Source organism: Mixta mediterraneensis (assembly GCF_014946725.1).
Classification (GTDB): Bacteria; Pseudomonadota; Gammaproteobacteria; order Enterobacterales; family Enterobacteriaceae; genus Pantoea; species Pantoea mediterraneensis.
The window spans coordinates 49,774-76,331 of record NZ_JACFXY010000003.1 but is presented as its reverse complement, the minus strand read 5'-3'; the positions used below and the strand labels follow the sequence as shown (position 1 = coordinate 76,331).

The 26,558-nt window shown below is 52.9% G+C and carries 23 protein-coding genes and 1 pseudogene; 19 read left to right on the top strand and 5 right to left on the bottom strand.

What is annotated here, in order from left to right:
• The first annotated feature begins 69 nt into the window (after window positions 1–69).
• Genes H2P46_RS06870 through H2P46_RS06855 form a run of 4 tightly spaced genes read left to right on the top strand, consistent with a single transcriptional unit; the run spans window position 70 to window position 5,089 of the window.
• Window positions 70–1,428: an MFS transporter gene (locus tag H2P46_RS06870; protein WP_193404436.1), complete on the top strand. Its 1,359-nt coding sequence runs from the start codon at window positions 70–72 to the stop codon at window positions 1,426–1,428.
• Window positions 1,429–1,431: 3 nt separating this feature from the next.
• Entirely contained in the window at window positions 1,432–2,124 is a 693-nt protein-coding gene (locus tag H2P46_RS06865) for a GntR family transcriptional regulator (RefSeq protein ID WP_193404435.1), read from the top strand.
• 37 nt (window positions 2,125–2,161) lie between these two features.
• Window positions 2,162–3,946: an alkaline phosphatase family protein gene (locus H2P46_RS06860; RefSeq protein ID WP_193404434.1), complete on the top strand. Its 1,785-nt coding sequence runs from the start codon at window positions 2,162–2,164 to the stop codon at window positions 3,944–3,946.
• A 12-nt stretch (window positions 3,947–3,958) separates the two neighbouring features.
• A complete protein-coding gene (locus tag H2P46_RS06855; protein WP_193404433.1) occupies window positions 3,959–5,089 on the top strand; it encodes a mandelate racemase/muconate lactonizing enzyme family protein in 1,131 nt (376 codons plus the stop codon).
• A 41-nt stretch (window positions 5,090–5,130) separates the two neighbouring features.
• On the opposite strand, the gene yghX is transcribed toward H2P46_RS06855, so the two are convergent.
• The 3 genes and pseudogenes from yghX to H2P46_RS06840 form a co-directional block, all read right to left on the bottom strand.
• Window positions 5,131–6,018, bottom strand: a complete 888-nt coding sequence (gene yghX, locus H2P46_RS06850) for a YghX family hydrolase (protein ID WP_193404432.1) — start codon at window positions 6,016–6,018, stop codon at window positions 5,131–5,133.
• Window positions 6,019–6,304: 286 nt separating this feature from the next.
• Window positions 6,305–6,445, bottom strand: a pseudogene (locus tag H2P46_RS06845) (ISNCY family transposase); the annotation flags it as partial.
• A gap of 45 nt (window positions 6,446–6,490) precedes the next feature.
• On the bottom strand, window positions 6,491–6,643 hold the full coding sequence (locus H2P46_RS06840) for a hypothetical protein (protein WP_193404709.1): 153 nt from the start codon (window positions 6,641–6,643) through the stop codon (window positions 6,491–6,493).
• Window positions 6,644–7,428: 785 nt separating this feature from the next.
• Here H2P46_RS06840 and H2P46_RS06835 point away from each other — a divergent pair.
• The 7 genes from H2P46_RS06835 to H2P46_RS06805 all read left to right on the top strand — a co-directional run bounded on the left by H2P46_RS06835 (window position 7,429) and on the right by H2P46_RS06805 (window position 13,248).
• Window positions 7,429–8,841: a cytochrome ubiquinol oxidase subunit I gene (locus H2P46_RS06835; RefSeq protein ID WP_193404431.1), complete on the top strand. Its 1,413-nt coding sequence runs from the start codon at window positions 7,429–7,431 to the stop codon at window positions 8,839–8,841.
• Between the two features lies 1 nt (window position 8,842).
• On the top strand, window positions 8,843–9,847 hold the full coding sequence (gene cydB, locus H2P46_RS06830) for a cytochrome d ubiquinol oxidase subunit II (protein WP_193404430.1): 1,005 nt from the start codon (window positions 8,843–8,845) through the stop codon (window positions 9,845–9,847).
• A 1-nt stretch (window position 9,848) separates the two neighbouring features.
• Complete coding sequence (locus H2P46_RS06825; RefSeq protein WP_193404429.1) at window positions 9,849–10,016, top strand: DUF2474 domain-containing protein; 168 nt, start codon at window positions 9,849–9,851, stop codon at window positions 10,014–10,016.
• A 179-nt stretch (window positions 10,017–10,195) separates the two neighbouring features.
• Window positions 10,196–11,065 carry a helix-turn-helix domain-containing protein gene (locus tag H2P46_RS06820; RefSeq protein WP_193404428.1) on the top strand — a complete coding sequence of 290 codons (870 nt, stop codon included), beginning with the start codon at window positions 10,196–10,198 and terminating at the stop codon, window positions 11,063–11,065.
• Window positions 11,066–11,244: 179 nt separating this feature from the next.
• Window positions 11,245–11,454: a hypothetical protein gene (locus tag H2P46_RS06815; protein ID WP_238938951.1), complete on the top strand. Its 210-nt coding sequence runs from the start codon at window positions 11,245–11,247 to the stop codon at window positions 11,452–11,454.
• Window positions 11,455–11,842: 388 nt separating this feature from the next.
• On the top strand, window positions 11,843–12,628 hold the full coding sequence (locus H2P46_RS06810) for a siderophore-interacting protein (RefSeq protein ID WP_202987370.1): 786 nt from the start codon (window positions 11,843–11,845) through the stop codon (window positions 12,626–12,628).
• 80 nt (window positions 12,629–12,708) lie between these two features.
• A complete protein-coding gene (locus tag H2P46_RS06805; RefSeq protein WP_193404427.1) occupies window positions 12,709–13,248 on the top strand; it encodes a PadR family transcriptional regulator in 540 nt (179 codons plus the stop codon).
• 15 nt (window positions 13,249–13,263) lie between these two features.
• Here H2P46_RS06805 and H2P46_RS06800 read toward each other — a convergent pair whose 3' ends face one another.
• Window positions 13,264–13,560, bottom strand: coding sequence for an Rdx family protein (locus tag H2P46_RS06800; RefSeq protein ID WP_193404426.1), 297 nt, complete (start codon window positions 13,558–13,560; stop codon window positions 13,264–13,266).
• Window positions 13,561–13,805: 245 nt separating this feature from the next.
• Between H2P46_RS06800 and H2P46_RS06795 the strand changes: the two genes are divergently transcribed.
• From H2P46_RS06795 to H2P46_RS06765, 7 genes are all read left to right on the top strand, one after another.
• On the top strand, window positions 13,806–16,178 hold the full coding sequence (locus H2P46_RS06795) for a TonB-dependent receptor domain-containing protein (RefSeq protein WP_193404425.1): 2,373 nt from the start codon (window positions 13,806–13,808) through the stop codon (window positions 16,176–16,178).
• A 51-nt stretch (window positions 16,179–16,229) separates the two neighbouring features.
• On the top strand, window positions 16,230–17,261 hold the full coding sequence (locus H2P46_RS06790) for a hemin-degrading factor (protein WP_193404424.1): 1,032 nt from the start codon (window positions 16,230–16,232) through the stop codon (window positions 17,259–17,261).
• Window positions 17,258–18,076 (top strand): heme/hemin ABC transporter substrate-binding protein, encoded by an 819-nt coding sequence (locus H2P46_RS06785; protein WP_193404423.1) that lies wholly within the window; start codon window positions 17,258–17,260, stop codon window positions 18,074–18,076. The genes H2P46_RS06790 and H2P46_RS06785 overlap by 4 nt, the downstream gene beginning before the upstream one ends.
• Window positions 18,069–19,058, top strand: a complete 990-nt coding sequence (locus H2P46_RS06780; RefSeq protein WP_193404422.1) for a FecCD family ABC transporter permease — start codon at window positions 18,069–18,071, stop codon at window positions 19,056–19,058. The genes H2P46_RS06785 and H2P46_RS06780 overlap by 8 nt, the downstream gene beginning before the upstream one ends.
• On the top strand, window positions 19,058–19,834 hold the full coding sequence (locus H2P46_RS06775) for a heme ABC transporter ATP-binding protein (protein ID WP_193404421.1): 777 nt from the start codon (window positions 19,058–19,060) through the stop codon (window positions 19,832–19,834). Before H2P46_RS06780 ends, H2P46_RS06775 begins: the two co-directional genes overlap by 1 nt.
• 86 nt (window positions 19,835–19,920) lie before the next feature.
• Window positions 19,921–20,412, top strand: a complete 492-nt coding sequence (locus H2P46_RS06770) for a CinA family protein (protein WP_193404420.1) — start codon at window positions 19,921–19,923, stop codon at window positions 20,410–20,412.
• A gap of 340 nt (window positions 20,413–20,752) precedes the next feature.
• A complete protein-coding gene (locus tag H2P46_RS06765; protein WP_275092421.1) occupies window positions 20,753–21,925 on the top strand; it encodes an MFS transporter in 1,173 nt (390 codons plus the stop codon).
• A 30-nt stretch (window positions 21,926–21,955) separates the two neighbouring features.
• On the opposite strand, the gene acuI is transcribed toward H2P46_RS06765, so the two are convergent.
• Window positions 21,956–22,939: an acrylyl-CoA reductase (NADPH) gene (acuI, locus tag H2P46_RS06760; protein WP_193404418.1), complete on the bottom strand. Its 984-nt coding sequence runs from the start codon at window positions 22,937–22,939 to the stop codon at window positions 21,956–21,958.
• Between the two features lie 726 nt (window positions 22,940–23,665).
• Between acuI and H2P46_RS06755 the strand changes: the two genes are divergently transcribed.
• Window positions 23,666–25,825, top strand: a complete 2,160-nt coding sequence (locus H2P46_RS06755) for an ornithine decarboxylase (RefSeq protein WP_193404417.1) — start codon at window positions 23,666–23,668, stop codon at window positions 25,823–25,825.
• The last annotated feature ends 733 nt before the right edge of the window (window positions 25,826–26,558 follow it).

The following is a 26,558-nucleotide window of genomic DNA, read 5'->3' as shown; positions in this document are numbered from 1 at the left end:
GAGACGTGTTTGCTGCCCGTTAACCCGGCGCAGCGTCTGCCCGACTGGCTTCAACCCGAGAGGTTACTTATGTCGCAGGGAAATGAAAAAACACTGGCAATTGATCACGCCACGACAGCGAAAAAAACCAACATCCGCTGGATGGTGGTGGCAGCCTTATTCTTTGTCACCCTGATTAACTACGCGGACCGCGCCTCAATCTCCCTTGCCGGGCCTGGCATGGCAAAAGATCTGGGACTGAATGCGGTGGATATGGGGATCATCTTCTCCGCATTTGGCTGGGCGTATGTGCTGTTTCAGCTACCCGGCGGCTGGTTGCTGGATCGCTACGGCTCAAAATTGATTTACAGCCTGAGTATTTTCTTCTGGTCGCTGTTTACCCTAATGACGGGCCTGGCAGGCTTTGTTACCGGCGGCGCGGCGTTAATTGTGGTGTTCTGCCTGCGCTTTATGGTCGGCGCTTCAGAAGCGCCCTCGTTCCCCGCTAACAGCCGCATCGTTGCAGCGTGGTTCCCGGCAACGGAGCGTGGCACGGCGGCGGCCATTTTTGCGTCGGCGCAATATGGCGCAACGGTATTTTTCGCGCCGCTAATGGGCTGGCTGGCCCATACTTTTGGCTGGCACTCGGTATTTACCGTGCTTGGACTGATCGGTATCGCCTTTCTGCCCGTGTTTCGCAAACTGGTACACGATCCGCTTAAACATCCGCAGGCGAATCAGGCCGAGATCGAACATATCGAAGCGGGCGGTGCGCTGGTGAATATGGATCGCGCGGATAATCAGCGTCCACGTCTTTCATACCTTAAGCAGCTGCTTACCAGCCGTATGATGCTCGGTATCTACCTGGCACAATATTGCCTGAACGCTATCGGCTTCTTCTTTATTACCTGGTTCCCGGTGTACCTGGTGCAGGAAAAGCAGATGACCATTATGAAGGCGGGATTTGTGGCGGCGATCCCGGCGGTATGTGGCTTTCTGGGCGGGATTCTGGGCGGCTTTTGCTCCGACTTACTGATTCGGCGCGGCATGTCGCTGTCGCTGGCGCGTAAGCTACCGATCGTCTGCGGCATGCTGTTATGCAGCGTAATGGTGGCTTGTAACTACACGGATTCTGAAACCGCGGTTATCGCTATTATGGCCGCTTCATTCCTTGGCAAAGGCATCGGTGGCATGGGCTGGACGGTGAACGCCGATACCGCACCGAAAGAGATTGCCGGGCTTTCCGGTAGCGTGCTGAACACCTTTAGTAACGCCTCCAGCATTACCACGCCAATTATTATCGGTTTCATTTTGCAGATAACCGGGTCATTTAACGGTATGCTGTGGTTCGTGATTGCTCACGCACTGGTGGTGGCGATTTGCTATCTGTTTGTTGTGGGCCGCATTCAGCGCTTCACGCTACGCCATGACGAGCAGACAGGAGGATGAGGAATGGAAACACCACACTTTAAAGCCTCACTCAGCGACATTGCCTATCACAAGATCAAACGAATGATCCTGGGAATGGAGCTCGCGCCCGGCAGTTCGCTGACTGAAATGGGGTTAATTGAAACGCTGGAAATGAGCCGTACGCCTATCCGTGAGGCACTTTACCGGCTACAGCAGGAAAAGTTTGTTGAGCTGACCCCGCGTAAAGGCTGGTTTGTCAGCGAGATCAAACTGCAGGACATTCAGCAGCTATTTGTGATTCGTGAAGCGCTGGAAGGCATTGCGACACATCAGGCGGCGTCCTGTATCCCGGACGAAAAGCTGTATCAGATGGAGCTGGCGCTGGCAGCGCTGGAAGATTCATTGGTTAATGATGAAGCCAACGCCACCGACGCGGGTGATGCCCTGCATGTTTTGATCCTTGAATATGCCGGTAATCCCTACCTCAACAGCATCATGACGCTCTATCTCGATCGGCTGGAGATGTTCCATGTTATCGCCATGAAATTGCCGGGACGCAAGATGCAATCCTGGCATGAACATCGGGCGATTCTGGCAGCGCTGATGGCGCGCGATGCTGAACAGGCAGAGCAGCGTATGCGTGAACATATCCGCAGCAGCCTCGACAGTATTCTTCTGGGGTTAATGCATAGCCCTAATTTTCCTTCACCTGGCGTCAGGCTCTCTCCGCTGTAAGCGCGCTGAGTGTTGGCGGAAAAACACAGGAGTTGTTATGCGTAAAGTCATTGTTTTTGGCGTTGATGGTTTAACGATGCCGCTGTTAAAGCGCTACGTCGGGCAGGGCGCATTACCTAACATTGCGCGGATGTTTCAACAAGGCGCAGCGGCAGAACTGCTGCCGTTTATCTCAGCATGGGGCGACGTAAACTGGGTGACTTTTCTCGCCGGTCAAAGCCCTGGCACCTCATGGCGTGGGCAATCTCTGCCACCCGATAATCAGGCTACCCATAATCTGTTGGCTGCCATGCAGCAGGCCGGAAAAAAGGCCGCGCTGGTGCATTTTCCTGAATCGATCAAAGCCGATGGCGATCACTTTAGCTTCGCGCCCTATTGGGGACGCGGCAAACCCTGGCCGGGTGAAATCTTCAAACCAATGGGCCACACCACGCGGTTACCTGCTCAGGGTGAAGCCAGGCCGCAATCGCTGGGTTGGCCACCCAGGGGATCGCTGGCCTACCACAATAAAGGGGCCTGGCAGGCGCTGGTGAAAACCGCCGAAGGTTATCAGCTCACGCTAAATGGCGGGCACGGCGACAGCCGCACGCTGCTGCTGCGTATTGAAGCCGGTCAGGCGCAGCTGCGTTTAGGCAGCGAAACCGTGACATTACCGCGACAGGCCTGGTCGCCATGGCTATCCCTGGCCGCGCTGGATATTGCGGGCAGCGTGCGTTTTTATCTGGGCCGCTGCGACGCAGAAAACGAGGATGTTGAGTTGCTGCAAAGTCAGGTAACGCGCGCCTATGCCCTGTCGGAGCAACCGCATCTGGCACGTCAGCTGCTGGAGAAAGGGCCGTTTTTCAGCAAATGGGTAGCAAAGGCTGCGGCAAACGGGGATTACCTGTCGGCAACCTGGCAAGAGGGCGACGAGCAGTCGCAATGGCTGGTGGACAGCGCATTGACGCTGACTCAGCGTGAAAATTACGCCTTATGGGCGACGGTCCATCGGCTGGTGGATGAATCACATCATAATTGCCTCGGCCAGTGCGATCCTGATTCGCCATTTTACCAAGCGCAGGACGCAGAACAGCATGACGCGGTGATGCGCAAATGCTATCAGATCCTTGATACCAGCATTGGACGACTGATGAATGAGATGGATGATGAAACGGTGCTGATGCTGGCCTCCGATCACGGGGCTGTCCCGAACCGCTATATGTGTGACATCTATCGCTATCTGGAAAAGCAGCAGCTGGCAGTGCTGGATGAACAAGGCTTACCTGACATGGCGCGCACGCCGTTGTACTTAAAGGATGAGCGCGGCGGGCTGGAAATTTTCGTCAACCTGAAAGGACGTGAAGCCAGCGGCGTGGTTGAGGTAGCGGATATTGATGATGTTTGCGCACGCGCATTGCAGGCGCTGGCGAACTGGCAAGTAAACGATCAGGGGCAGGTGCGGAACGCGGTAAGTATCGCGCTGCGCAAAGAGGATGCAGCAGGGATCGGTTTTTGGGGCGAGTGCGCGGGCGACATCATTTTCGCCTACAACACCGGTTTTGTCTGGGGCGTCAGTCAGAGCGGGGAGGATATTTGTCCGGTGTCCGAGCCTGGCGCTAATCACGGTCCGCAAAAACCCACAGCAGAAACCGCAATGGGATCTAACTACGGCGTGCTGCTGGCTTTTGGGCGCGGTATCCGCCAGGGCTATTATCACGATCGCCAGCAACGCGGCCCCTATCGTATGGTCGATCCGGCCGCCACCATCGCACATTTACTGGGGATTTCGGGCAGCGACCTTGATGGTCGCGTTATGCGTGAAATGCTGGATGCATCCTGCTAACAGGAAAAAAGCATGAAAATTACCGAAGTTAATACCCATTTATTATCAGCAAAGCTGAGTACACCGTTTTCTTATTCACGCGCCCGCTACGATACCCGCACGGCGATGCTGGTTGAGATCGTCACCGACCAAGGCATTATCGGCTGGGGCGAATGTTATGGTCCGGCGCGCCTGACGCGAGCAGTGGTAAAGGAACTCGGTGCGATGCTGACTGGCAACGATCCGTTACGCAGTGAGTTTCTCTGGCAGGAATTGTACGCACGGCTGCGCGATCATGGTCAGAAAGGGGTGCTGGTTCAGGGCCTGAGTGGCATTGATATTGCATTATGGGATATTCGCGGCAAATATTTTAATGTTCCGGCTTATCAACTGCTGGGCGGGGCAATGCGTACGGAAGTACAGGCTTATACCACGGGATTGTATCGTCGTGACAGCGGCGATCCGCTGAGTTACCTGTGCGAAGAAGCGGCGGAATATGTAGCGCAGGGCTTCAGGGCGATGAAGCTCAAAGTCGGCTTTGGCGTGGCGCAGGATGTGGCGGTGACACGTGCGATTCGCGAAACCATCGGGCCGGAAGTGGCGCTGATGATTGATGCTAACCATGCCTATGATACGGTTGCCGCGATTCAGCTGGGCCGTAAAGTTGAAGAACTGGATATTGGCTGGTTCGAAGAGCCGGTGCCACCAGAAGATTTGGCTGGTTATCGTGCGGTAAAAGCGGCGCTGAGCATTCCCGTTGCGGGCGGGGAATGCGAGTTCACCCGCCTGGGATTTCGTGATGTGCTGGCAACGCATGCGATGGATATTATCCAGCCAGATATTTGTGCAGCCGGCGGTTTATCAGAATGCAAAAAGATCTCGGATATGGCGCTGGCATTTGGCGTACGTACCAATCCACACGTCTGGGGCAGCGGCATTGGTATCGCCGCATCGCTACAATGGATGGCGATGGTGCCAACGCATACGCCCACCTCGCTTTCGCCAACGCAGCCGTTGCTGGAGTTTGATCAGACCGAGCATCCGATTCGCCAGGCGATCCTGCAGGCTCCGATTACTCATCAGCAAGGCTGGGTACAAATCCCAGAAAGGCCGGGACTGGGGATAGAAATTAATCGCGATGCACTGAATTTTTATCGGGCTTAAAGGCGATGTGCGCTGTCTTCGCAGCGCACATCTACCCCCGTTTAATGTAAATATTTTTCAAACCACGCCAGCGTCCGGCGCCAGGCTAATTCCGCAGCCGCTTTGTCGTAGCGCGGCGTTGAATCATTATGAAAACCGTGGTTCACGCCCGGATAAATATACGCTTCATAGATCTTATTATTCTGCTTCAGTGCCGCTTCATACGTCGGCCAACCGGCATTAATATTTTTATCCAGCCCGGCATAATGCAGCAGCAGGGGCGCCTTAATCGAGGGAACGTCCCCGGCGCTGGGCTGGCGTCCGTAAAAAGGTACGGCGCAGGCTAAATCCGGGAAGGCAACCGCTGCGGCATTCGCTACCCCGCCACCGTAGCAAAATCCGGTGATGCCGACTTTTCCGCTTCCTGCTTTATGGTGCATTAAGAAATCAACTGCAGCGAAAAAGTCATTCATCAGCCTGATGGGATCAACGCGCGCCTGCATCTCCCGGCCTTCATCGTCATTGCCGGGATACCCTCCCATTGAACTCAATCCATCTGGGGCCAGCGCGATATAACCCGCTTTCGCCACCCGGCGCGCCACGTCTTCTATATATGGATTCAGACCACGGTTCTCATGCACTACGACCACCGCAGGTATGTTGCCTCTGGCAACAGTCGGTTTCACCAGATAGCCGCGCACCTCGCCATGGCCCTGCGGCGAAGGGTAGTGAATATATTCCGCTTTGATAGCGGGATCCGTGAATTCAACCTGCGTAGCCAGGGCGTAATTTGGGCTCATCATACCGAGCAGCGTAGCGCCGGTCATGCCACCTATCGCCAGCTTGCTCGCCATAGAAATGAATTCGCGTTTACTGATGTTGCCGTGGGCGTAGTAATCGTAGAGTTCAAGCAGTTCCTGCGGAAAATCTTTTGCTGTCAGACGTGCCATAAAGACTCCTTAACCCGCGTTGATGGAAATTAAGTGAACCAGTAATACGCTGTCAGATTTACTCGTTTGTATGAATTTCTGGCTCTGGCTAACAAATTTGATGCGACATGGGCAGTTCAGGCATTGACCCAGGCCCCAACCATCTTGTTAACCGATTCACGCAGTGGGAGCAATTATTGTAGTTCGAGCCCCGAAAAATCAGACGGCTACTGGCTGGAGAGTACGAAGTTCGCTATAAAATTCAGCAGTCAACCATTCAGGGGAGGGGCGACGCCGGGACCACCGAGCCCTTCTGTTCAAGCTGTTGTGCGATGGTCATCAGTTCGTCCTCATGTTGTGGCACCCGTTGTGCCAGTTTACGTACAAAGGCCTCTGCGTCTGAAGTTTCGCCTGCCTGTACGAGGTAGTTTGTCAGTGAAACCAGTTGCTGTCCTGTCATGCATTCTGTCAGTAGCAGGGTGTCTGACCCCGGTTATTTACTGATATTTGGACAAATTTCTCCTGTCTTGACGTATAAACTCCTGGTTTCGGCCGCCCGGCAAATTTTTTCTCCCATCAGCATCCTGAAACTGATGTTATTTTTCAGCACCAGCACCAGCACCAGCATCAGCACCAGCACCAGCACAAGGACATAGTTGCTGACTCAGATAATCCGGATTAACAGGAGGCAGTGCTGCTTAAACAAAGCACAGCGTGCCAGGCGAGGCAACCAGAGGCGTAGCGCGATAACGTAACGGTACGTGAAAATAACGTGATTGTCCGGATAAATTATTCACCGGCTATTTTTCTGGCGAGGAAGTCTCTGAGACCTAATAAATTTCTTTACAAACAAAACTGTTAATTGGTGCGCAAAATAGCACTCAATTTATTAACAATATTTGCCAGCGCGGGCGTTATGAACTAAGGGGGTTCGCACATATTTATAAAGCCAGTAAATTAACCTTAAGGCTGAAAAAATAGCTTAAATGTCAGGTTGAAATAAAAATAGGCCTAACGCATTAAAAAATAAGATTATTGTATGAGTGATGAGCTCTTTAAAGTGCTTATGAAGGTAAGGTTTTAACCATAAAAGCATGTAAAAACAGCGCATTGATACGGATTTTACTGCCGGGCTTCGCTTAGCGGAGAGTGGTTTTTATTACCACAAAATATAACCTGCGTGTCACATAAAGGCTTTGAAGTTAACGTTTAAATCGTCTTTTTAAATAGATTTTTCCTGTTAAAAACAATGACCGAAATCAAAAAAGACTGTTATAGTTTTTACTCACCCGATTGTTTCTGTTTCCCTGCTGCGAAATGTTTTAAATTCGCGGCGGAAATTTAATTAAGCGCAACGTAAATATTAACGTTGTACTTAATTTGTTAACTATAAGTAAATATATGGTTTTCTATGTGGCAAAGAGGTAAGCAATGTTTGGATTAGATGCCTTTCATCTGGCCAGGATACAGTTCGCATTTACTGTTTCCTTTCATATTATCTTTCCCGCCATCACCATCGGCCTGGCCAGCTTCCTGGCGGTGCTCGAAGGTATGTGGCTGAAATCCCGTAATCAGACCTATCGCGATCTCTATCATTTCTGGTCCAAAGTCTTTGCCGTGAATTTCGGCATGGGCGTGGTATCCGGTTTGGTGATGGCGTATCAGTTCGGAACTAACTGGAGTGGTTTCTCGCAGTTTGCAGGCAGTATTACCGGTCCATTATTAACCTATGAGGTATTAACGGCATTCTTCCTTGAAGCGGGCTTCCTCGGGGTGATGTTGTTTGGCTGGAACCGCGTCGGTTCGGGCCTGCACTTTTTTGCCACTTGCATGGTTGCGCTGGGAACCATCATTTCCACGTTCTGGATTCTGGCCTCAAACAGCTGGATGCACACGCCACAGGGCTACATCATTCAGAACGGTATTGTCGTGCCGCAGGACTGGCTAAAAATTATTTTTAACCCGTCTTTCCCATACCGACTGCTACATATGTCAACCGCCGCATTCCTTGCCAGCGCCTTCTTTGTCGGCTCTTCGGCAGCCTGGCATTTGCTGAAAGGCAATGACAATCCGGCGATTCGTAAAATGTTCTCAATGGCGCTGTGGATGGCGCTGATTGTCTCGCCGATTCAGGCGATGATTGGCGATGCGCACGGTTTGAACACGCTTGAGCATCAACCAGCAAAAATTGCTGCGATTGAAGGCCACTGGGAAAACCCTCCGGGCGAAGCGACACCGCTGATCCTGTTTGGTATTCCTGATATGAAAGAAGAACGCACTAAATACGCGCTGGAAGTTCCCTATCTCGGTAGCCTGATTTTGACGCACAGCCTGGATAAACAGGTTCCGGCGCTGAAGTGGTTCCCAAAAGAGGATCGTCCAAACTCCACGGTCATTTTCTGGTCGTTCCGCGTGATGGTGGCGCTGGGCATGTTGATGATTACGCTTGGCGTGGTCAGCCTGTGGCTGCGTTTTAAAGGCCGCCTGTATGAATCTCGTCCGTTCCTGTGGTTTGCGCTGTTGATGGGACCGGCGGGCCTGTTGGCGATTCTGGCGGGTTGGTTTACCACGGAAATTGGCCGTCAACCCTGGGTAGTTTACGGCGTGCAGCGCACCATTGATGCGGTCTCCGCGCATGGCGATCTGCATATGAGCATCAGCCTGCTGGCGTTTATCGTGGTGTACTGCTCGGTGTTTGGCGTTGGTTATCACTATATGATGCGCTTGATCAAGCAGGGTCCGGTTACCGGCGAAGGTCATGTTGTTGAGCACGGTGGTCCTGGCCAGAAGAAAACGCCAGCGCGTCCATTGTCAGCGGCAACGCATAAGGAAGGAGACCGCTAAGATGATCGATTTCTCTATTATCTGGTTCACGATTATCGTCTTTTCCACCCTGATGTATATCGTAATGGATGGATTCGACCTGGGTATTGGCATTCTGTTCCCGTTCAACAAAGATCCGGTTGAGCGCGACATGATGGTTAACACCGTTGCACCCGTCTGGGATGGTAACGAAACCTGGCTGGTGCTGGGCGGTGCGGGCCTGTATGGTGCGTTTCCGTTGGCGTATTCAGTGATTGCTGATGCGCTGTCGATCCCCTTGACGGCGATGTTAATCGGTCTGATTTTCCGTGGCGTCGCGTTTGAGTTTCGCTTCAAGGCAACAGAAGAGCACCGTCCGTTCTGGGATAAATCTTTTCTCGCCGGTTCGCTGCTGGCAACGTTCAGTCAGGGTGTCGCAGTGGGTGCCATGCTGAACGGCATTCCGGTTGAAGGTCGTGCTTTTGCGGGCTCGGCGCTGGACTGGCTGGCACCGTTCCCACTGTTCTGCGGCGTGGGTCTGGTGGTAGCCTATGCGCTGCTGGGCTGTACCTGGCTGATTATGAAAACCGAGAACGAACTGCATCGTAAGATGTCTGCGCTGGCAACGCCGTTGCTGATTGCGCTTTTAGCGATCGTGGGCATCATCAGTTTGTGGACACCATTCTCACACGCCGACATTGCTCATCGCTGGTTCAGCCGGCCAAACCTGTTCTGGTTCCTGCCGGTTCCGGTACTGGTGCTGGTATGTTCATGGGGCATTGTGCGTGCCATCAGGCGTGAAGCGCACTACTCACCGTTCCTGTTAACGCTGGCGCTGGTATTCCTCGGCTTTTCTGGCCTGGGCATCAGCATCTGGCCAAACATTATTCCGCCATCGATCTCCATTTGGGCGGCTGCCGCGCCACCGCAAAGTCAGGCATTTATGCTGGTAGGTAGCCTGCTGATCATTCCGATGATCCTCGGTTACACCTTCTGGAGTTATTACGTGTTCCGCGGAAAAATCAAAGCAGACGAAGGATACCATTGATATGCAAACCGAGGTCAGCAGCATGAAAACCCATAATGAAACGAAAGCGCCATGGTGGAAACGCATCATGTGGCTGGTGATCATCTACGGCGCAAGCGTGCTGGCACTTGGTGTGGTGGCATCACTCTTTCGTATGATGATGACGGCGGCCGGTATGCGGAGTCATTAAACAAAGTGTTCTGCTGAAAGGCTGGCTGTGCCAGCCTTTTAATTAGTACCCTAAGCAATTAATGCGGTTTTCTTCTCCATTTCCCTACCGTTTCTTTACCCTTCCTTACGTTCGTTATAAGTTTTTGTTATGCTTTTGTGACGAATTTCTCAATTCAACTCATTTCGACATAAACTACCATGCTTAGCCTGACTCTTAAGAAACAGTACATCAACGATTTGGTGGACTGGATAGAGGCGAATCTGACCGACGAGCTCAACATCGATCTGATTACCCTGAAATCCGGCTACTCCAAATGGCATATGCAGCGCATGTTCAAAGAGATGACCGGACAAACACTGGCGGCGTATACCCGCAAACGGCGTCTGACAATGTCAGCCATGGCGCTGCGTCTCACGCGCATGCCGCTGATCGATATTGCGGTGCGTTTTGGATTTGATAATCAGCAGAACTTCACCCGCGTTTTTAAAAGCCATTTCGCGGTAACGCCTGGCGTGTTTCGTCGTATCCCCGAGCTGCCGGTGAAATATTTTCACGGCCGCATCCCGGCGTGCTCACCGCTTGAACGCGCAGAGCTGATCGAACGCAAGGACGATCTGCAGATGTGTGGAGAAGTAGCGGAGTGGGAGTGTAAGTTTGGTGATTACGTTCACGACAGCGAGCATCGTGTCGCCGATCAGGCCCGGCAATTTGTTCGCTTTGTCGGGCAACATGTCGAACGCGGATGGCTGGGTTTTCACTACAGCCCCGGTAACTCTTCCGCCGAACAGCAGCATGTTAGCCTGTTCCAGGCGCTGGAAAGTCAATACGCGGAAAAGCTGAGTTCGCAGCAGTTAAACTGGACCGCAACGCGCGGCCTGTACGCCATGATTCACTGGAGCGGCACACCGGAACAGCTGACGCGTTTTATCGCGGATATTTATTATCTGCACCTGCCGGCGCTCGGCGTGGCCCGTCGTTCGGGGAAAGATCTGCTGCGTTTAGATTTCAAAGCCTCAACACCTGACTGGTTAGTCGGCGTTTTCTCCGTCCCGGTAACCAAAGACTGACCGCACTATTTGTGCGGTAAACCGTGACTAACCGCACGATTTTATAAAAAAATAGCCCTGTCCGGCGTAAAATCCTCTTCCGAAACCCTGACGTTGCGCATTGATCGGGCAATTTCCCGTCAGGGCTGGATATTTATCTGCACTTCAGGCCGTTTCTGGCTAAAAATGACAAAGACGAAATGATGCGACTCCCAATGTTGTTCCTTATTACAGCGCTGTCTGCTATTCCGGCTCTTACTGCGGCACAGATGGCAGAGCCATTCAGTCCGCCAGCCGGGCTGCATCCACACTCTCAGGCAACGCAGCATGAAATTTTGGGCGATGGTCAGTTACCTCAGCACAGCCAGGACAATCCGGCTACGCCAGGTTTTCGTGGCAATAACTTCTGAATCAAAAAGTTAACGCCACGGATAACCTTTTAAATTTTCTTTTTCTCCTGTTGCTACTGGCTTAACGTTGCGCGATCGGAAACGCCAGGTCGGTTTTACCGTTACTGGCGATCTCTCATTCCATAGCATGCCTCACTGCCTGCATCTCATTTAATTTTCGTACTCTATGCCTGTGTCTGGCGTTTTACTGCAGCCTGCTGACGGTTAAAATATATCTTAATCCGCAACGATCGCATTTTTTGTCATTGTGGTTAAGATATATCATAGCTATCTTGAACGCCTTTAGATGAGAATGGTTTTTATTTGTTAAATAGCGGGTGAAACCTCTTGGTATCACCAGTCGCAGCGGCATGCGGATGCGTGTGCCTCGCATGACAGGAGAATATTTTTGCGAAACAACAAAAGTCTAAGCCGTGCGCCGCAGCGTGTACGCAACGAATTGCGTTTTCGTCATATTACGGTGGCGAGCAAAACCAAAGTCGCCGACCATTTCTGGCGCATCGTTTTTAGCGGTAGCGATCTGGCCGGTTTCAGTTCGCCGGGATTTGACGATCACATCAAAGTATTTTTCCCGGAAGCAGGCAGCGGGGCTTTAGCGCTGCCACAGATGACCGATGACGGGGTTGTATGGAAAGAGGGCGTACGTCCACCGGCGCGTGATTACACGCCGCTGCAATTTGATGGTGAGTCCTCACTCACGCTCGACTTCTATATCCACGAAAGCGGTGTCGCCAGCGACTGGGCGACCCAGGCAAAAATTGGCGATACTCTGATTATGGGCGGGCCGCGCGGCTCACTGGTTGTACCAGCCGACTACGCTTTCCAGCTTTATGTTTGTGATGAAACGGGTTTACCGGCATTTAAACGCCGCAAAGAAGCTGTTCAGGCTGAAGAGTTACATCTGTTTGCCTACACCAGTGAAGAAACGGGGCGCGATTATCTACCGGATCTGATGGGCGTGAACGTCAACTGGCTTGGCAATGGCACCATGCAAAGCGACAATCTGGGCACGCTGATTGCCGCGCTCGACAAAATTTCGATTCCGCAGGATGAGTATTTTATCTGGCTGACCGGTGAAGGCGAGTTCGTAAAAACCCTGAGCGACTATTTCACTGTGCGTCGCGGTATCGACCCGGCTTATGTGCGGGCGGTCGCCTACTGGCATCAGAAGTAAGTTACCCGCGCCGCCTGTGTTGAATTTTGCCAGGCGGTAGACTACTATCAACGTCCACTTTTTCCATCCCCAGGCAGGCAATGAAACAGGATTCGGCATTTTCATGTCACAACGACCCTTCATCTCGTTCAGGTGCTTGTGGCGGACGTCGCAAACGTCGGGAAAAAATGCTGGATGCCAGTGATATTCGTTTGTTAATGCTGCACTTTCTTGCGCAGAATACTGCGCATGGCTATGAACTGATCAAATCGGTTGAAGAGCTGTCGAAAGGGGAGTATTCGCCCAGTCCTGGCATTATTTACCCCAATTTAACGCTGCTGGAAGAGATGGATGCCATTCGCGTGATCGATGCGCAGGCGTCACGTAAAGCCTATTCGCTGAACGATGCCGGGCGCGACCTGCTGGTAAAGAACCGCGAACATGTGGCTAACCTGATCGATCGATTATCGTCGCTGGCTATTTTGGTGAATAATCGCAGCATTCCAGATGTGGAACAGGCGATACATAACATGAAACTCGCGTTAAATGGTCGCCTGTCGCAGGAAAGGATCTCTGATCATACCTTGCAGGTGATTATCGCTGCACTTAATGAAGCCGCAGAGAAAATCGCCAAAAGCTGATTATTTTTCTGGAGTTTATTGCGTGTCGGATTTTTTCTTATCGACATGCCCCAGTGAACGTTCAGGGAAACAATAATCACGTACCCGCTGTTTCAACGCTGACGCATCGGGGAATCCTCCATCGCGTTTGCGTTCCCACAACAAAAAACCATCCACCTTAATTTCAAATATCCCGCCAGTGCCGGGCTTAAGCGTGACTGCGGCGAGATCCCCGGCAAAGGTATGTAACAGTTCCTGCGCCATCCATGCTGAGCGCAGCAGCCAGTTACATTGCGTGCAATAGTGAATTTCAATAGCGGGTTTAGGCGTCATGTCAGTTACCTCCTCAAATGGATGGGTTATTCGTAGATGACAAAGTTTAACAAAATGTGCTGCCTAAGATACATCTTAATGCAAATACTATTGATAATGATTACCAATTGCATTAGATTCCCGGCAAACAATTCAGACCTAAAATAAGTTCAATATTTTTATGGCGTTATTGTACAAAGCCATAGTTTCATACTGTCAGCAAGGAAGTGAGCGGATACTAACTATTAATCAGGTAATTCGCACTCATGTCATCACTCTTTCAGGGATCAACACAACAGCGTCTGTACAAAATAGCGCTGATCGCTTCTGCTATACATACCGCCTGTGGATATGCCGCCAGCACTGATAATACGGTATTGGCGCTCTCCAGCAGCAAAAGCGCTACCAGCGAACCGGTGATGACCGTCACCGCGCCGGCAACCGAAAAACAGGCGGGCAGTAAAACCACGATTAGCGCGGCAGAACTGCAACGGCGCGGTGCTAACGACTTTGGTTCAATTATGCGTTATGAGCCGCTAATCAGCGCTACCGGTGCCAGCGGGGGATCGTCGGCTGGCAAAAGTGGCTTTGACCGCGCCGGTTATACCGGATACAACATTCGTGGTCTGGAAAGCAACCGTGTTGGGTTTGATGTAGATGGCATTCCGCTGCCAGAAGCTACCGGACGAAGTTATGTTAGCCGTGCGGGTTTAAATACCTTTGGTATCGGACGTGATTATATTGATCCTTACCTGTTTGGGCGCGTTGATATTGAGAAGGGCGCAACGTCTGTTGAGCAGCCAAACACTTCCATTGGCGGTAATGTCTCTTTCCGCAATAAAACGCCTGATGACTATCTCAATCCGGGCAAAGAAACCTACTTTGGTTACCAGAGCGATTACGACTCCTCCAGTCGCAGCTGGCACAACGGCATTACCGCCGCAGCGGGCAATGAAGAACTGCGAGGTATTTTTGTTTACAGCCGTCGCGATGGCCAGGAAACCAGGAACAACAGCGGCGTGCTGGATGCTTATCCGGCTAACTGGCATTCCGATGCCTTTATGACTTCTGGCATCTGGCAACCTAATGATGAGCACAAGCTCAGCGCAACCTTCGATTACTACCACAAAACTAATCACACCCATTACGACAGTTGGGACAGCACCGGTAATACGCTTTACGGCACCGCACAGCAGCAGAGCGATACCCGTCGCTGGGGTATCAGTCTGGCCGATGAATACACGCCGTATAATGATTTTATCGACAGTTTGCAGACCCGCGTTTACTGGCAACAAACCCAGGCGCATGACAACACTTACATGCCATCAAGCGCTAGCGCATATAAAACGGTCTACTCTGATTACAACGTTGATACTTACGGCTTCGATACCCGAGCGGCAAAAAGCCTGGGACGCCATGAAGTTAGCGCTGGCCTGAATGCACGCCTGGAAGAGACTGAACGTCCGTTCCGTGAAACGCCGACCCAAAGCGTTTACAGCGCCACCATGAAGCCGGAAGCTGACAGCCGTAGCTATGTCGTGGCGGGTTATCTGCAAGATAAGATCAATTTCGACCTGGATAGCCACAATTTCGCGGTAATTCCTGGCGTGCGCGTGATGTATCAAAATACCAGGCCACGCAATCTCTCCAGCCTGACCACCGGTAGCAGCGTGATAACCGAATCTGAAATGGACACGTTGTACGGCTCCGGCAATGCCGATACGCAGGTCCTGCCGTCCCTGACCTTTCAGTACGACCTGACGCCAGCATTAATGACCTATTTGCAGTACAAGCGCGGCGCGCAGTTTGCTAACGCCAGCCAGCTATACGGTTCATGGAATCTGGGGTCCAGCTACGCAGGCACGCAGCAATATGCGTTGATCGGCAATGCGGATTTGGATACTGAGACCAGTAATAACGTTGAATGGGGCCTGAAGGGTCAGGTCACTGAAGGTGTCACCGTCAACACCTCGGTATTCTATAACGATTACAAAAATTTCATTGCCTACACGCGCTATACCCGTTCCGGCAGTCCGGCGAAATTCGCCAACGTGCCGAGCAACATCTACACCATTTATGAAGCTGAAAACCGCGACAGAGCTTACATTTACGGCGCTGAACTCAGCACGAAGGTAAACTTTGGCACCTGGTTCGAAGAGGTTAATGGATTGAGCGCCACGCTGGCGTTTGGTTATAGCGAAGGGAAATCGAAGTCGAGCTACCTCGGCGACAAGTACATTGATATTGACAGCGTTGCGCCAATGAAAGCCGTGGTTGGCTTAGCCTGGGATGATGTGGAGCGCGGATACGGCGCAGCCGTTATCGCCACCTTCGTCAAAGGCAAAAAAGCCGAGGCCACTAACCGGGAAAGCTATACCAATAGTGGCAGCGCGATTACCGATTCCAGCACTGATTATATGCGCGTACCGGGATATGGCATGGTGGATATGACCGCGTACTGGAAAGTGACGAAAAATGTCAAGCTGAGCGGCGGCATTTATAACCTCACCGATCGTAAATACCGGGATTACCTCAGCAGCCGTGAGCTGAGTGGCAGCTCACAACAGGATGTTAACGATCAGGCGCTGGCGGTAATGCCGGGCCGTACTTTCCAGCTGGGTGTAAACGTTGATTTCTGATAATAGCAAGCCCTGCGGCAGTGCAGGGCATCTTCATGGGAGCAAAGCGTAATGAATGCGATCTACCAACATTATTTGGCATTGAAGGGCGAACAACCGAAAAAGTATGCGCGCGATCTGGCGGCGCTGATGGGTATGAGCGAAGCACAGCTGTGCGAAGCGCGTATCGGGCAGGATGCGCAGGCCCTGAAAACCGATTTTCCAGCGCTACTGGCGGCGCTGGAAGCGGTCGGCGAAACCATGAGCATCACCCGCAACGCCTATGCGATACATGAACAGCATGGCGAATATAAAAACCTGCGTTTAGGCGGTCATGGTGGGCTGGTGCTGAATCCACGCGCGCTCGATTTGCGTCTGTTTCTATCGCAATGGCACAGCGCCTTTGCTCTGCATGAACAAACCACGCGCGGCAAGCGCCAGAGTATACAAATCTTTGATCGCCATGGTGATGCGGTGCTGAAAATCTATCTCACCGAAACCACCGATAAAGCGTCCTGGCAGGCACTGATTGCCGAATTTACTCAGGCTAATGCCGCGCCGATCAGCGTACAGCCTGTTACTGCGGCTGAGTTGAGCAACAATATCGACGCAGCCGCGGTTGTCAGCGAATGGCGAGCAATGACCGATGTACATCAGTTTTTTGGCTTATTAAAGCGCCACAACATTTCTCGCCAGCAGGCTTTTCGCGTGGCGGATGCCGATCTGGCCTGGCAGGTCAGTAATGATGCGCTGGCAAAAGTGCTGAACCTGGCACTGCAAGATGGCAACGAAATCATGACTTTTGTCGGCAACCGCGGCTGTACCCAAATTTTTACTGGCACGGTGCAGAAACTTATGCCGATGGAAAACTGGATCAACATCTTCAATCCGCAATTCACCCTGCATTTAATGGAAAATCACATCAGCGAAAGCTGGGTAACGCGTAAACCCAGCGGCGATGGCTTCGTTACCAGCCTGGAACTGTTTGCTGCCGATGGCACGCAAATCGCGCAGCTTTATGGTCAACGCAGCGAAGGAACGCCAGAGCAAGCACGCTGGCGCGAGCAGCTAATGACGCTCAACACGGCAGGAGCAGCGGCATGAAATCGCTGTTATTGATGATGCTGATGGCGCTGCCAGCCTTTGCGACTGAACGTGTGGTATCGATTGGTGGCGATGTTACGCAAATCATTTATGCGCTGGATGCCCAGCAAAATCTGGTGGCGCGCGACAGCACCAGCCAACATCCGGCGCAAGCCAACGCCTTGCCGGATATTGGCTATATGCGTCAGCTTAACGCTGAAGGCATTCTGGCGCTCAAACCGACGCTGGTGATAAGCAGCGAGCTGGCGAAACCTTCGCTGGTGTTGCAGCAGATCGAGCAGGCGGGGGTAAAAGTGGTGGAGGTGACGGGCGAAAATAGTCTACAGGCTATCCCGAAAAAGATCGCTACCATCGGCAAGGCGCTGAACCGTGAAGCGCAGGCGAAAACGTTAGACGCGCAGATTGAAAAGCAGCTGGCGCAACTGCCACAGCAAAAATTGCCGGTTAACGTGCTGTTTATTATGGCGAATAGCGGCATGAAGTCACTGGCGGCGGGCAGGCAAACAGCCGCTGACGGCGCAATTCGCAGCGCTGGACTGGTGAATGCCATGGCATCCATACCGCATTATCAGGCGCTGTCCCAGGAAGGAGTGGTTGCTGCGGCGCCTGATTTAGTGGTGATCGGTGATGACGGCCTGAAGGCGCTCGGCAGTAAAGACAAGCTGTGGCAGTTGCCAGGGCTGGCATTGACACCCGCCGGTCAGCATCACAATCTGCTGGTGATTGATACTATAGCGCTGCTGGGTTTTGGCCTGGATACGCCGCAGGCTATCGTTAAACTTCGACAGGCGGCGGAATCCCTCCAGCATGATTAATCTTCGTTGGCTGCTGGTCATGCTGATCGGCATGTTCGTGGCGATGGGGCTGGCGGCGAATCTCGGCGCCATGTCACTGTCGCTGCGTGCCCTGTGGCAGATGCCGCTAAGCGATATGAGTTGGCAAATCTGGCTGAATATCCGCCTGCCTCGCGTGCTGCTGGCAGTGCTGCTGGGTATGGCGCTGGCGGTATCGGGCGCGGTGATGCAGGGGCTGTTTCGTAATCCGTTGGCCGACCCTGGGCTGCTTGGCATTAGTAGCGGTGCAGGTTTAGCGGTAGCCATTGCCATCGTGATGCCGCTGGCGCTGCCAGCGGTACTGGCGCTGTGGTTGCCGATGATCGCAGCTTTTACTGGCAGCCTGATAGTGACGCTGTTGATCTTCAGCTTTAGCCGCCTGGCACGCGGTAACTTGCCGCGACTACTGCTGGTTGGTATTGCGATAAATGCCTTATGTGGCGCGGCGGTTGGTGTGCTGTCGTGGCTGAGTAACGATCAGCAGCTGCGCCAGCTGTCACTGTGGGGCATGGGCAGTTTAAGTCAGGCGCAATGGCCATCGTTACTGGTTTGTGCATTGCTGATCGTGCCGACGTTGCTGCTGTTGCAGACCCGCGTGCGTCATCTCAATCTGCTGCAGCTGGGTGAGGAGGATGCGCATTATATGGGTATTGACGTTAAACGCACGCAACGTCAGCTGCTGGTGCTCAGCGCCTTGCTGGTGGGTGCCGCCGTATCGGTGAGCGGCATTATTGGTTTCGTTGGCTTAGTGGTGCCCCATGTGATGCGTTTCTGCCTTGGCAGCGATCATCGCTGGTTGCTGCCGGGGTCGGCGCTGGCGGGAGCCATTTTATTGCTGCTGGCGGACACGCTGGCGCGAACGGTAGTGATTCCGGCAGAAATGCCGGTGGGATTGCTGACCAGCCTGATTGGCGGTCCGTGGTTTCTCTGGCTGATCCTGCGTCAGCAGCGAGGAATGGAATAATGGAACAGTTACAGGCGCACGGACTGCATTTTGCACGTGGCACGCGAACGCTGATTGATCACCTTGATCTGTCACTCGAAGCGGGCGAGATGGTGGCGTTGATTGGGCCTAACGGCGCGGGAAAATCCACCTTGCTACGCATGTTGACCGGTTTTCTGACGCCGGATCGCGGTGAGTGCCGGCTTGGTGATCGTCCTCTCCATAACTGGCCGCGTGAGCAGCTGGCACGGCGGCGTGCGGTAATGCGCCAGCAAAATACCATAACTTTTCCACAGTCTGCACAATCTGTCGTGGCGATGGGCCGCGCGCCCTGGCCGTCCATGCAATCGGCTGCGATTGTTGATGAGGTAATGACGTTAACCGGTTGTGCCGCGTTGGCTCAGCGCGACTATCGGCAACTTTCTGGCGGAGAGCAGCAGCGGGTACAGTTGGCGCGCGTACTCGCCCAGCTATGGCAGGATGGCGCACCGCATGGCTGGCTGTTTCTGGATGAACCAACCTCGGCGTTAGATCTGTTCTGGCAACAGCAAACGCTACGATTACTGCACAAGCTAACGCGCAAAGGAGATTTCAGCGTCTGTACCGTGCTGCACGATCTTAATCTGGCCTCGCTGTGGGCTGATCGCATTCTGTTGTTGCATCAGGGTAAACTGGTTGCCAAGGGTACGCCGCAGCAGGTCATGACCGAAGCGACGCTCACGCGCTGGTATCAGGCCGAGCTACAGGTAACGCCGCATATTGAAAGTGGGCGTCCCTCTATCCAGCTACGGGTATAATTTTTAAAACATCGCTTCAGCGTATGCCTTAACCGATTATTTTCAACTATACTTCATTCTCTGGGTGTACAAACAGGGAGAAAAAGATGGCGAATACGCTACATCAAGCGGCAGAAGCGCTGGGCAAACGTCTGTTATCTTTGGGGCTCCGACTCTCTACCGCTGAATCCTGTACTGCTGGTTTAATCAGCATGACGCTGGCGGCGGTTGAAAGTAGCGGTGATTTCTATACCAGCGGTTTTGTAACCTACAGTGACAGGGCAAAAATACATCTGTTGGGCGTGAATGCTGAGACGATTGAACAGCATACCGCCGTCAGCGAACAAACGGTTCGCGAGATGGCGCAGGGTGCCTGTCAGCGCTCTGCGGAGCCGGTTAGTCTGGCAATTAGCGGCTATGCAGGCCCGGATGGCGGTGCAGATGGCACGCCAGCCGGGACGATTTGGGTTGGCTGGACGCTGGCGAATGGTGAAACCCATGCCAAATGCCGCCAGTTCAATGGCGAACCAAAACAGGTCATGGAGCAAGGCGCACTGTTTGCGTTAACAGAGTTAACCAGACTTCTTCAAACAGCATGATGATAAAAATGCGCTGTATTTTAAGGCGCATTCTATTCCAGATAAATAAAAATCATGACTCAATAAATATTAATGATTATCTTTATTTTTTAATTTATTTAGATATGAAGATGCCATGTTTGTCATACTATTTCAGCGCGACAGCGATCACAAAAGACCATGATATTTCTGTCATCCAACCTGTTTTTACTTTAATTATTTAAAGCGTTTCCCATAAATAATTGACGTTACCTGAAAAGGGTGGCGCGTTTTTTCTTTTTTTAGATAACGGCAGGTGAAAAATGAAAACAGGATGGTACGGTGAGCTTAACGGGGATGAAAAAAAACCTGGTGGGCTTGTCTGGGAGGATATACCCTCGATTCGATGGATAGCACCATCTATTCATTAGTGATGCCAATATTATTAAGCCTGGCGATTCTCACTAAATCAGAAGCGGGTATCCTGGGGTCGGCATCCTTAATTGGCAGCGCTTTAGGTGGCTGGAGTGCAGGTATGCTGGCCGATCGCCTGGGCCGCATCCGCGTGATGCAGCTAACGGTGCTGTGGGTAGCATGTTTTACCGCGCTCACGGCGGTATGCGGCGAATTCTGGCAGTTCCTGATTGTTCGTTTTCTACAAGGGCTGGGCTACGGCGGAGAAGTGGTCGTCGGTGGCGTATTAATCAGTGAAGTGATCCGCGCCAGTTATCGGGGCCGCGTTGGCGCATCAATTCAAAGTGGTTATGCGCTGGGTTACGCAATTTCATTAGCCGTTCTGCCGGTACTGCTTAATTTTTTCCCACAGCAAATCGCCTGGAAGCTTTTTTTCCTCATCGGCATTATTCCGGCTATTCTGGTGTGGTTCATCCGTCGTTTAGTTCCTGAGTCCGCCGTTTTTTCTCAGCTAAAGCAAAATAAACAGCCTAAGAAAGTGACGGAGATATTTCAGGCTAAGCACAGGCGGATTACCGTGACGGCGACTTTATTAGCCAGCGGCATATTTGGTGGGGCGTATATTATGATTACCTGGCTGCCCACTTATCTGCGTATGGAATTAGGTTTGCCAGTAGTGTCGATGTCTGGATATTTAGCCATCAATATTTTAGGTTCGCTGGTGGGGCCGTTTCTTTATGGCAGATTGAGCGATAAGTTTGGCCGCTGGAAAACAATTATTTTGTTCCTGCTGTGTCAAATGGCGGTTGTTAGTGTCTATATGTTTGCTAACGTCAGCCTGAACATGACGCTGGGGTTAGGCTTTTTCCTCGGCGCATTACAAGGTGGCCTGGCTTCGGGTTTGACACCGGCTTTTTCTGAACTTTATCCAACGCGTATTCGCGGCAACGGGGCAGGATTTTGTGCCAGCTTCGGGCGTGGCTTTGGCTCGCTCATGCCTGCGCTGGTGGGGATAATTTCAAGTCAGGTTCATCTGGGCTATGCGATGGGAAGTCTGGCGATTGCCTCTTACTGCGTGGGGATTATTGCCGTGCTGTGTCTGCCAAATGCGACTGGCGTTAACCTCGAAGAGGTGAACTAACCGCTGCCTGGTCAGGGCAGCAGAAAAGTATTAACGGCAATCGACGGTTAACCGGCCGCGAACATGGCCATCCAGTAGATCCTGAGCGCCTTGTCTGGCCTCACTCAGCGGGATGATCTGAGTGAGTTTGCTAAGCAGCGTGGTGTCCAGTAATTCGCCAAGACGTTGCCATGCCTGCTGGCGCAGCGGTTTTGGACACATTGCGCTATCGACGCCGGTTAACGTCACGCCCCGCAAAATAAACGGCGCCACGCTGGTCGGCAGATCCAGCCCTTGTGCCATGCCGCAGGCGGCGACCACACCGTCGTGCTGAGTCGCGGCCAGCACGTTGCTTAACGTGTGGCTGCCAACGCTATCAATCGCCGCCGCCCAACGCTCTTTAGCCAGCGGTTTGCCCGGTTCCGCTAAACCGGCGCGGTCGATAACTGACGATGCGCCGAGTGTAGTGATCAAATAGTCTTTATCACTGGCGCGACTGCTGGAAGCGATAACATCAAAGCCAAGGCGAGCCAGTAAGCTCACACTAAAACTGCCGACGCCGCCGCTGGCCCCGGTGACCAGTACCGGGCCGCGCTCTGGCGTTACCCCCTGTTTTTCCAGCGCCAGCACGCACAACATGGCGGTAAAACCAGCGGTGCCGATCGCCATCGTTTGCAGCGGACTCAGCGTGGCAGGGACTTTAATCAGCCAGTCGCCGGATACGCTGGCTTTTTGCGCCAGACCGCCCCAGTGTTTTTCACCCACCCCCCAGCCGGTAAGCAGCGCCACATCACCTTGCTGCCAGTCAGGATGGCGGCTTGATGCCACGCGGCCGACAAAGTCAATGCCAGGCACCATCGGGAATTGACGTACGATAGGCCCTTTGTTGCAGATCGCCAGGGCGTCTTTGTAATTGAGGGTGGAATAGCTGACGTCGAGCGTGACGTTCTGATCGGGCAGTTGTGATTCGGGGAGATCTTTCAGCAGCGAGCGGTAACCCTGTTCGTCATTTTCAATGACCAGCGCCTTAAACATGCAACCTCCGGCAGGTTGGGAAAGAAAGAATTAAGTCTACGCTTCTGTTGGGCGATGCGGTAGATGTCGTATCCGTCGGTGGCCTTTTCGCTTTTCCTGACGTGCTCTGACGAACGGAGCCGGGAGTAATACCGGTTGTAAGGCATCTTTGTCAGTTGCATAAAACCGCATAAGACACGGATAGTTAAGCAATGTTTAGGTTGTAATTATTATTAATTATTTATTTATCAGTAAGTTATGATTATTGTGGTTTGCCTGATTAATTACCGGCGCTGGGTTGTCGCTAGCGAAAAAAGATGCCATCATAACCGCCAGTTTTTTGACGCCCGTCACCCTATGACAAAGGACACCGCCATGGCTGGTACAATGCTGATTCGCACTTGTTCCCGTTCGCTACGGCGCAAGTTTTCCTCGATTATTCCAGTGACATACTCCTCGCTCACCATGCGGTGAGGCCAGCCTGACGCTCGCTGTTGGACATGCGTAAAGACAGATGTCATCTGACTTTACTGATGTCTATCAGTCTGTAACCGCATACGTTGCGTTGCAGGTGCGTTGGCTACGCTGCTTATCCTGGTCACTGACTCAGGTAAGTTTTCAGGCATTTATCCGCCTGCCATCCCTTGCAATTTGATTACAGCATATCGAGATGACGTTATTCGCCGGGGTATTTTCCCCAGTGCTGTGCCTCTGGCACCCACTCCCTGACTGCTAGGGATTTGTGTTATGACACCACTAAAAATTGCTGCCAGCGCCGCTGTGGCGCCGAACCTGACCCTGAACACCGCGCGCGACGTGGTGACGCTGGATAATACTGATTTTACCGACGTGGCGGCTGTGGTCGTCTCGTTGGCCGATACGCGTAGTGGCGTGCTGGCGTTGTTGCGACACACTGGCTTCGGTTTGCCGGTCTTTGTCGCCAATGCTTTCGAAGAAGAGGTGCTGCATCTGCCAGGCGTAACCGGCGAGTTAAACGGCGAGCCAGAAGGCTGGGCCGCGCTGGAGACTGCTGCGCAGGCGTATGAGTCGGCGCTGTTGCCGCCATTTTTCGAGACCCTGACTAAATATGTCGATATGCAGAACAGCACTTTTGCTTGTCCGGGACATCAGGGCGGTGCGTTCTTCAAAAAACATCCGGCAGGACGGCAGTTTTATGATTTTTATGGCGAAAACGTTTTTCGTTCGGACATGTGTAACGCCGATGTAAAGCTTGGCGATTTGCTGATTCACGAAGGTTCGGCGAAGGATGCACAAAAATATGCAGCCAAAGTATTCAACGCCGACAAAACCTACTTTGTGCTGAATGGCACGTCCAGCGCCAATAAAGTGGTAACCAACGCGCTGTTGACGCGCGGCGATTTAGTACTGTTTGATCGCAATAATCACAAATCCAACCATCATGGTGCGCTGATTCAGGCTGGTGCGACCCCGGTTTATCTGGAAGCAGCACGCAATCCGTTTGGCTTTATTGGCGGCATTGATGCGCACTGTTTTGATGAGAGTTACTTACGCGAACAAATTCAAAAAGTGGCACCCCAGCGTGCCACCGACGCGCGCCCGTTTCGACTGGCGATTATCCAGCTCGGCACCTATGACGGCACGGTATATAACGCGCGTCAGGTGGTGGATCGTATCGGTCAACTTTGCGACTACATCCTGTTTGACTCGGCATGGCTGGGCTACGAGCAGTTTATTCCGCTAATGGAAGGCTGCTCGCCATTGACGCTGGATCTGAATGAAAACGATCCCGGCATTTTTGTTACTCAGTCAGTGCATAAGCAACTGGCGGGTTTTTCTCAGACCTCACAAATTCACAAAAAAGATAATCATATTCGCGGCCAGAAGCGTTTTTGTCCTCATAAGCGCCTGAATAACGCTTTTATGTTGCATGCTTCGACCAGCCCGTTTTATCCGCTGTTTGCCGCGCTGGATATTAACGCCAGGATGCATCAGGGCGAAGCGGGGCGTCGTATGTGGGAAGCATGCGTGACCACAGGAATTGAGGCACGTAAAGCGATTTTTGAACGCTGCGAAATGATCCTGCCTTTCGTGCCAGCAACAGTAGCAGGTAAGGCGTGGCAGGACGCGCCGACCGAAGAAATTGCCCGCGATCTGCGCTATTTCAGCTTCGAACCAGGCGCAAAGTGGCATGGTTTTGCCGGTTACGATCGCGATCAATATCGGGTCGATCCCTGTAAGCTGCTACTGACTACGCCGGGTATTAATGCAGCGAGCGGGGAATATGCTGATTTCGGTATTCCTGCGACTATTCTGGCTAACTACCTGCGAGAAAACGGCATTGTGCCGGAAAAATGCGATCACAATTCCATCCTGTTTCTGCTGACGCCAGCGGAAAGCCCAGAGAAGATGGCTCATCTGGTGACGATGCTTGCGCAGTTTGAGCAACACGTTAAAGAGGATGCACCGCTGGCTGAAGTACTGCCGACTATCTATCGCAAGAACAGTAAACGCTATGCCGGATATACACTGCGCCGTCTGTGTCAGGAGATGCATGATCTGTATGTGGGTCATGACGTAAAAGGCTTGCAGCGCATGATGTTCCGCGAGGAAGGCTTGCCGCAGGTGAACGTTAATCCGCAGGATGCGCATCAGGCTTATATTCGTGGCGACGTCGAGCTGGTGCCAATTGCCAACGCTGAAGGACGCATTGCTGCCGAAGGCGCGCTGCCTTATCCACCAGGCGTGCTGTGTGTTGTGCCCGGCGAAGTATGGGGCGGGGCGGTGCAACGGTATTTCCTTGCGCTGGAAGAGGGTGTCAATTTGTTGCCAGGTTTCTCACCGGAATTGCAGGGTGTTTATACCGAAGAGGGTGAGGACGGGAAGAAGTATCTGGTGGCGAATATGCTTTTAGGGGCGTCAGGCTGATCGAGCGGAGGTGGGGGGCGGGCACGAACGGGCGCTGAAAATGTTTGTTCGGGGCGCGAACTGGCGCGGTGAGGGGGTTGTCTGATGCCGCAGACCAGCGGTGAGGTTTCGTTCGCCCGGGCAGACGGGCAGTTTCATTACTGCCGCTGCGGGCGACCGACAAGGGTTGCAGAGCGGCAACCCTTGACCCGCGCTTCCGGCCAGCCCGCCCGCCGCTGCGCGGTGCCTTCGCTTCTTCGCGATTTCTTTACGGACCGGACGGATTCGCCGTCCTGGCTCATGCCGTCCTCTTCGCGGCTTCCCTGCCGCTCGTCCTGAAATCCCTCATCCGCTCAGCGGACGGGATGGCCTCTGGTAACCCCCCCGCTGCAACAGCGGTATCTTTCTGTCGCTGTTTTACTGCGTTGTGCAGGCCGGGAGGTAACCCGGCTGGTTTGGTTCGGACGCGAACCGGCGCTGAAGAGGGTATTCGGGGCACGAACCAGCGTGGTGAGAGATTTGTTCGGGGCGCGATCTGGCGCGGTGAGGATTTGTCTGGTGCTGCGGATCAGCGCGGTGAGGTTTCGTTCGCCCGGGCAGACGGGCAGTTTCATTACTGCCGCTGCGGGCGACCGACAAGGGTTGCAGAGCGGCAACCCTTGACCCGCGCTTCCGGCCAGCCCGCCCGCCGCTACGCGGTGCCTTCGCTTCTTCGCGATTTCTTTACGGACCGGACGGATTCGCCGTCCTGGCT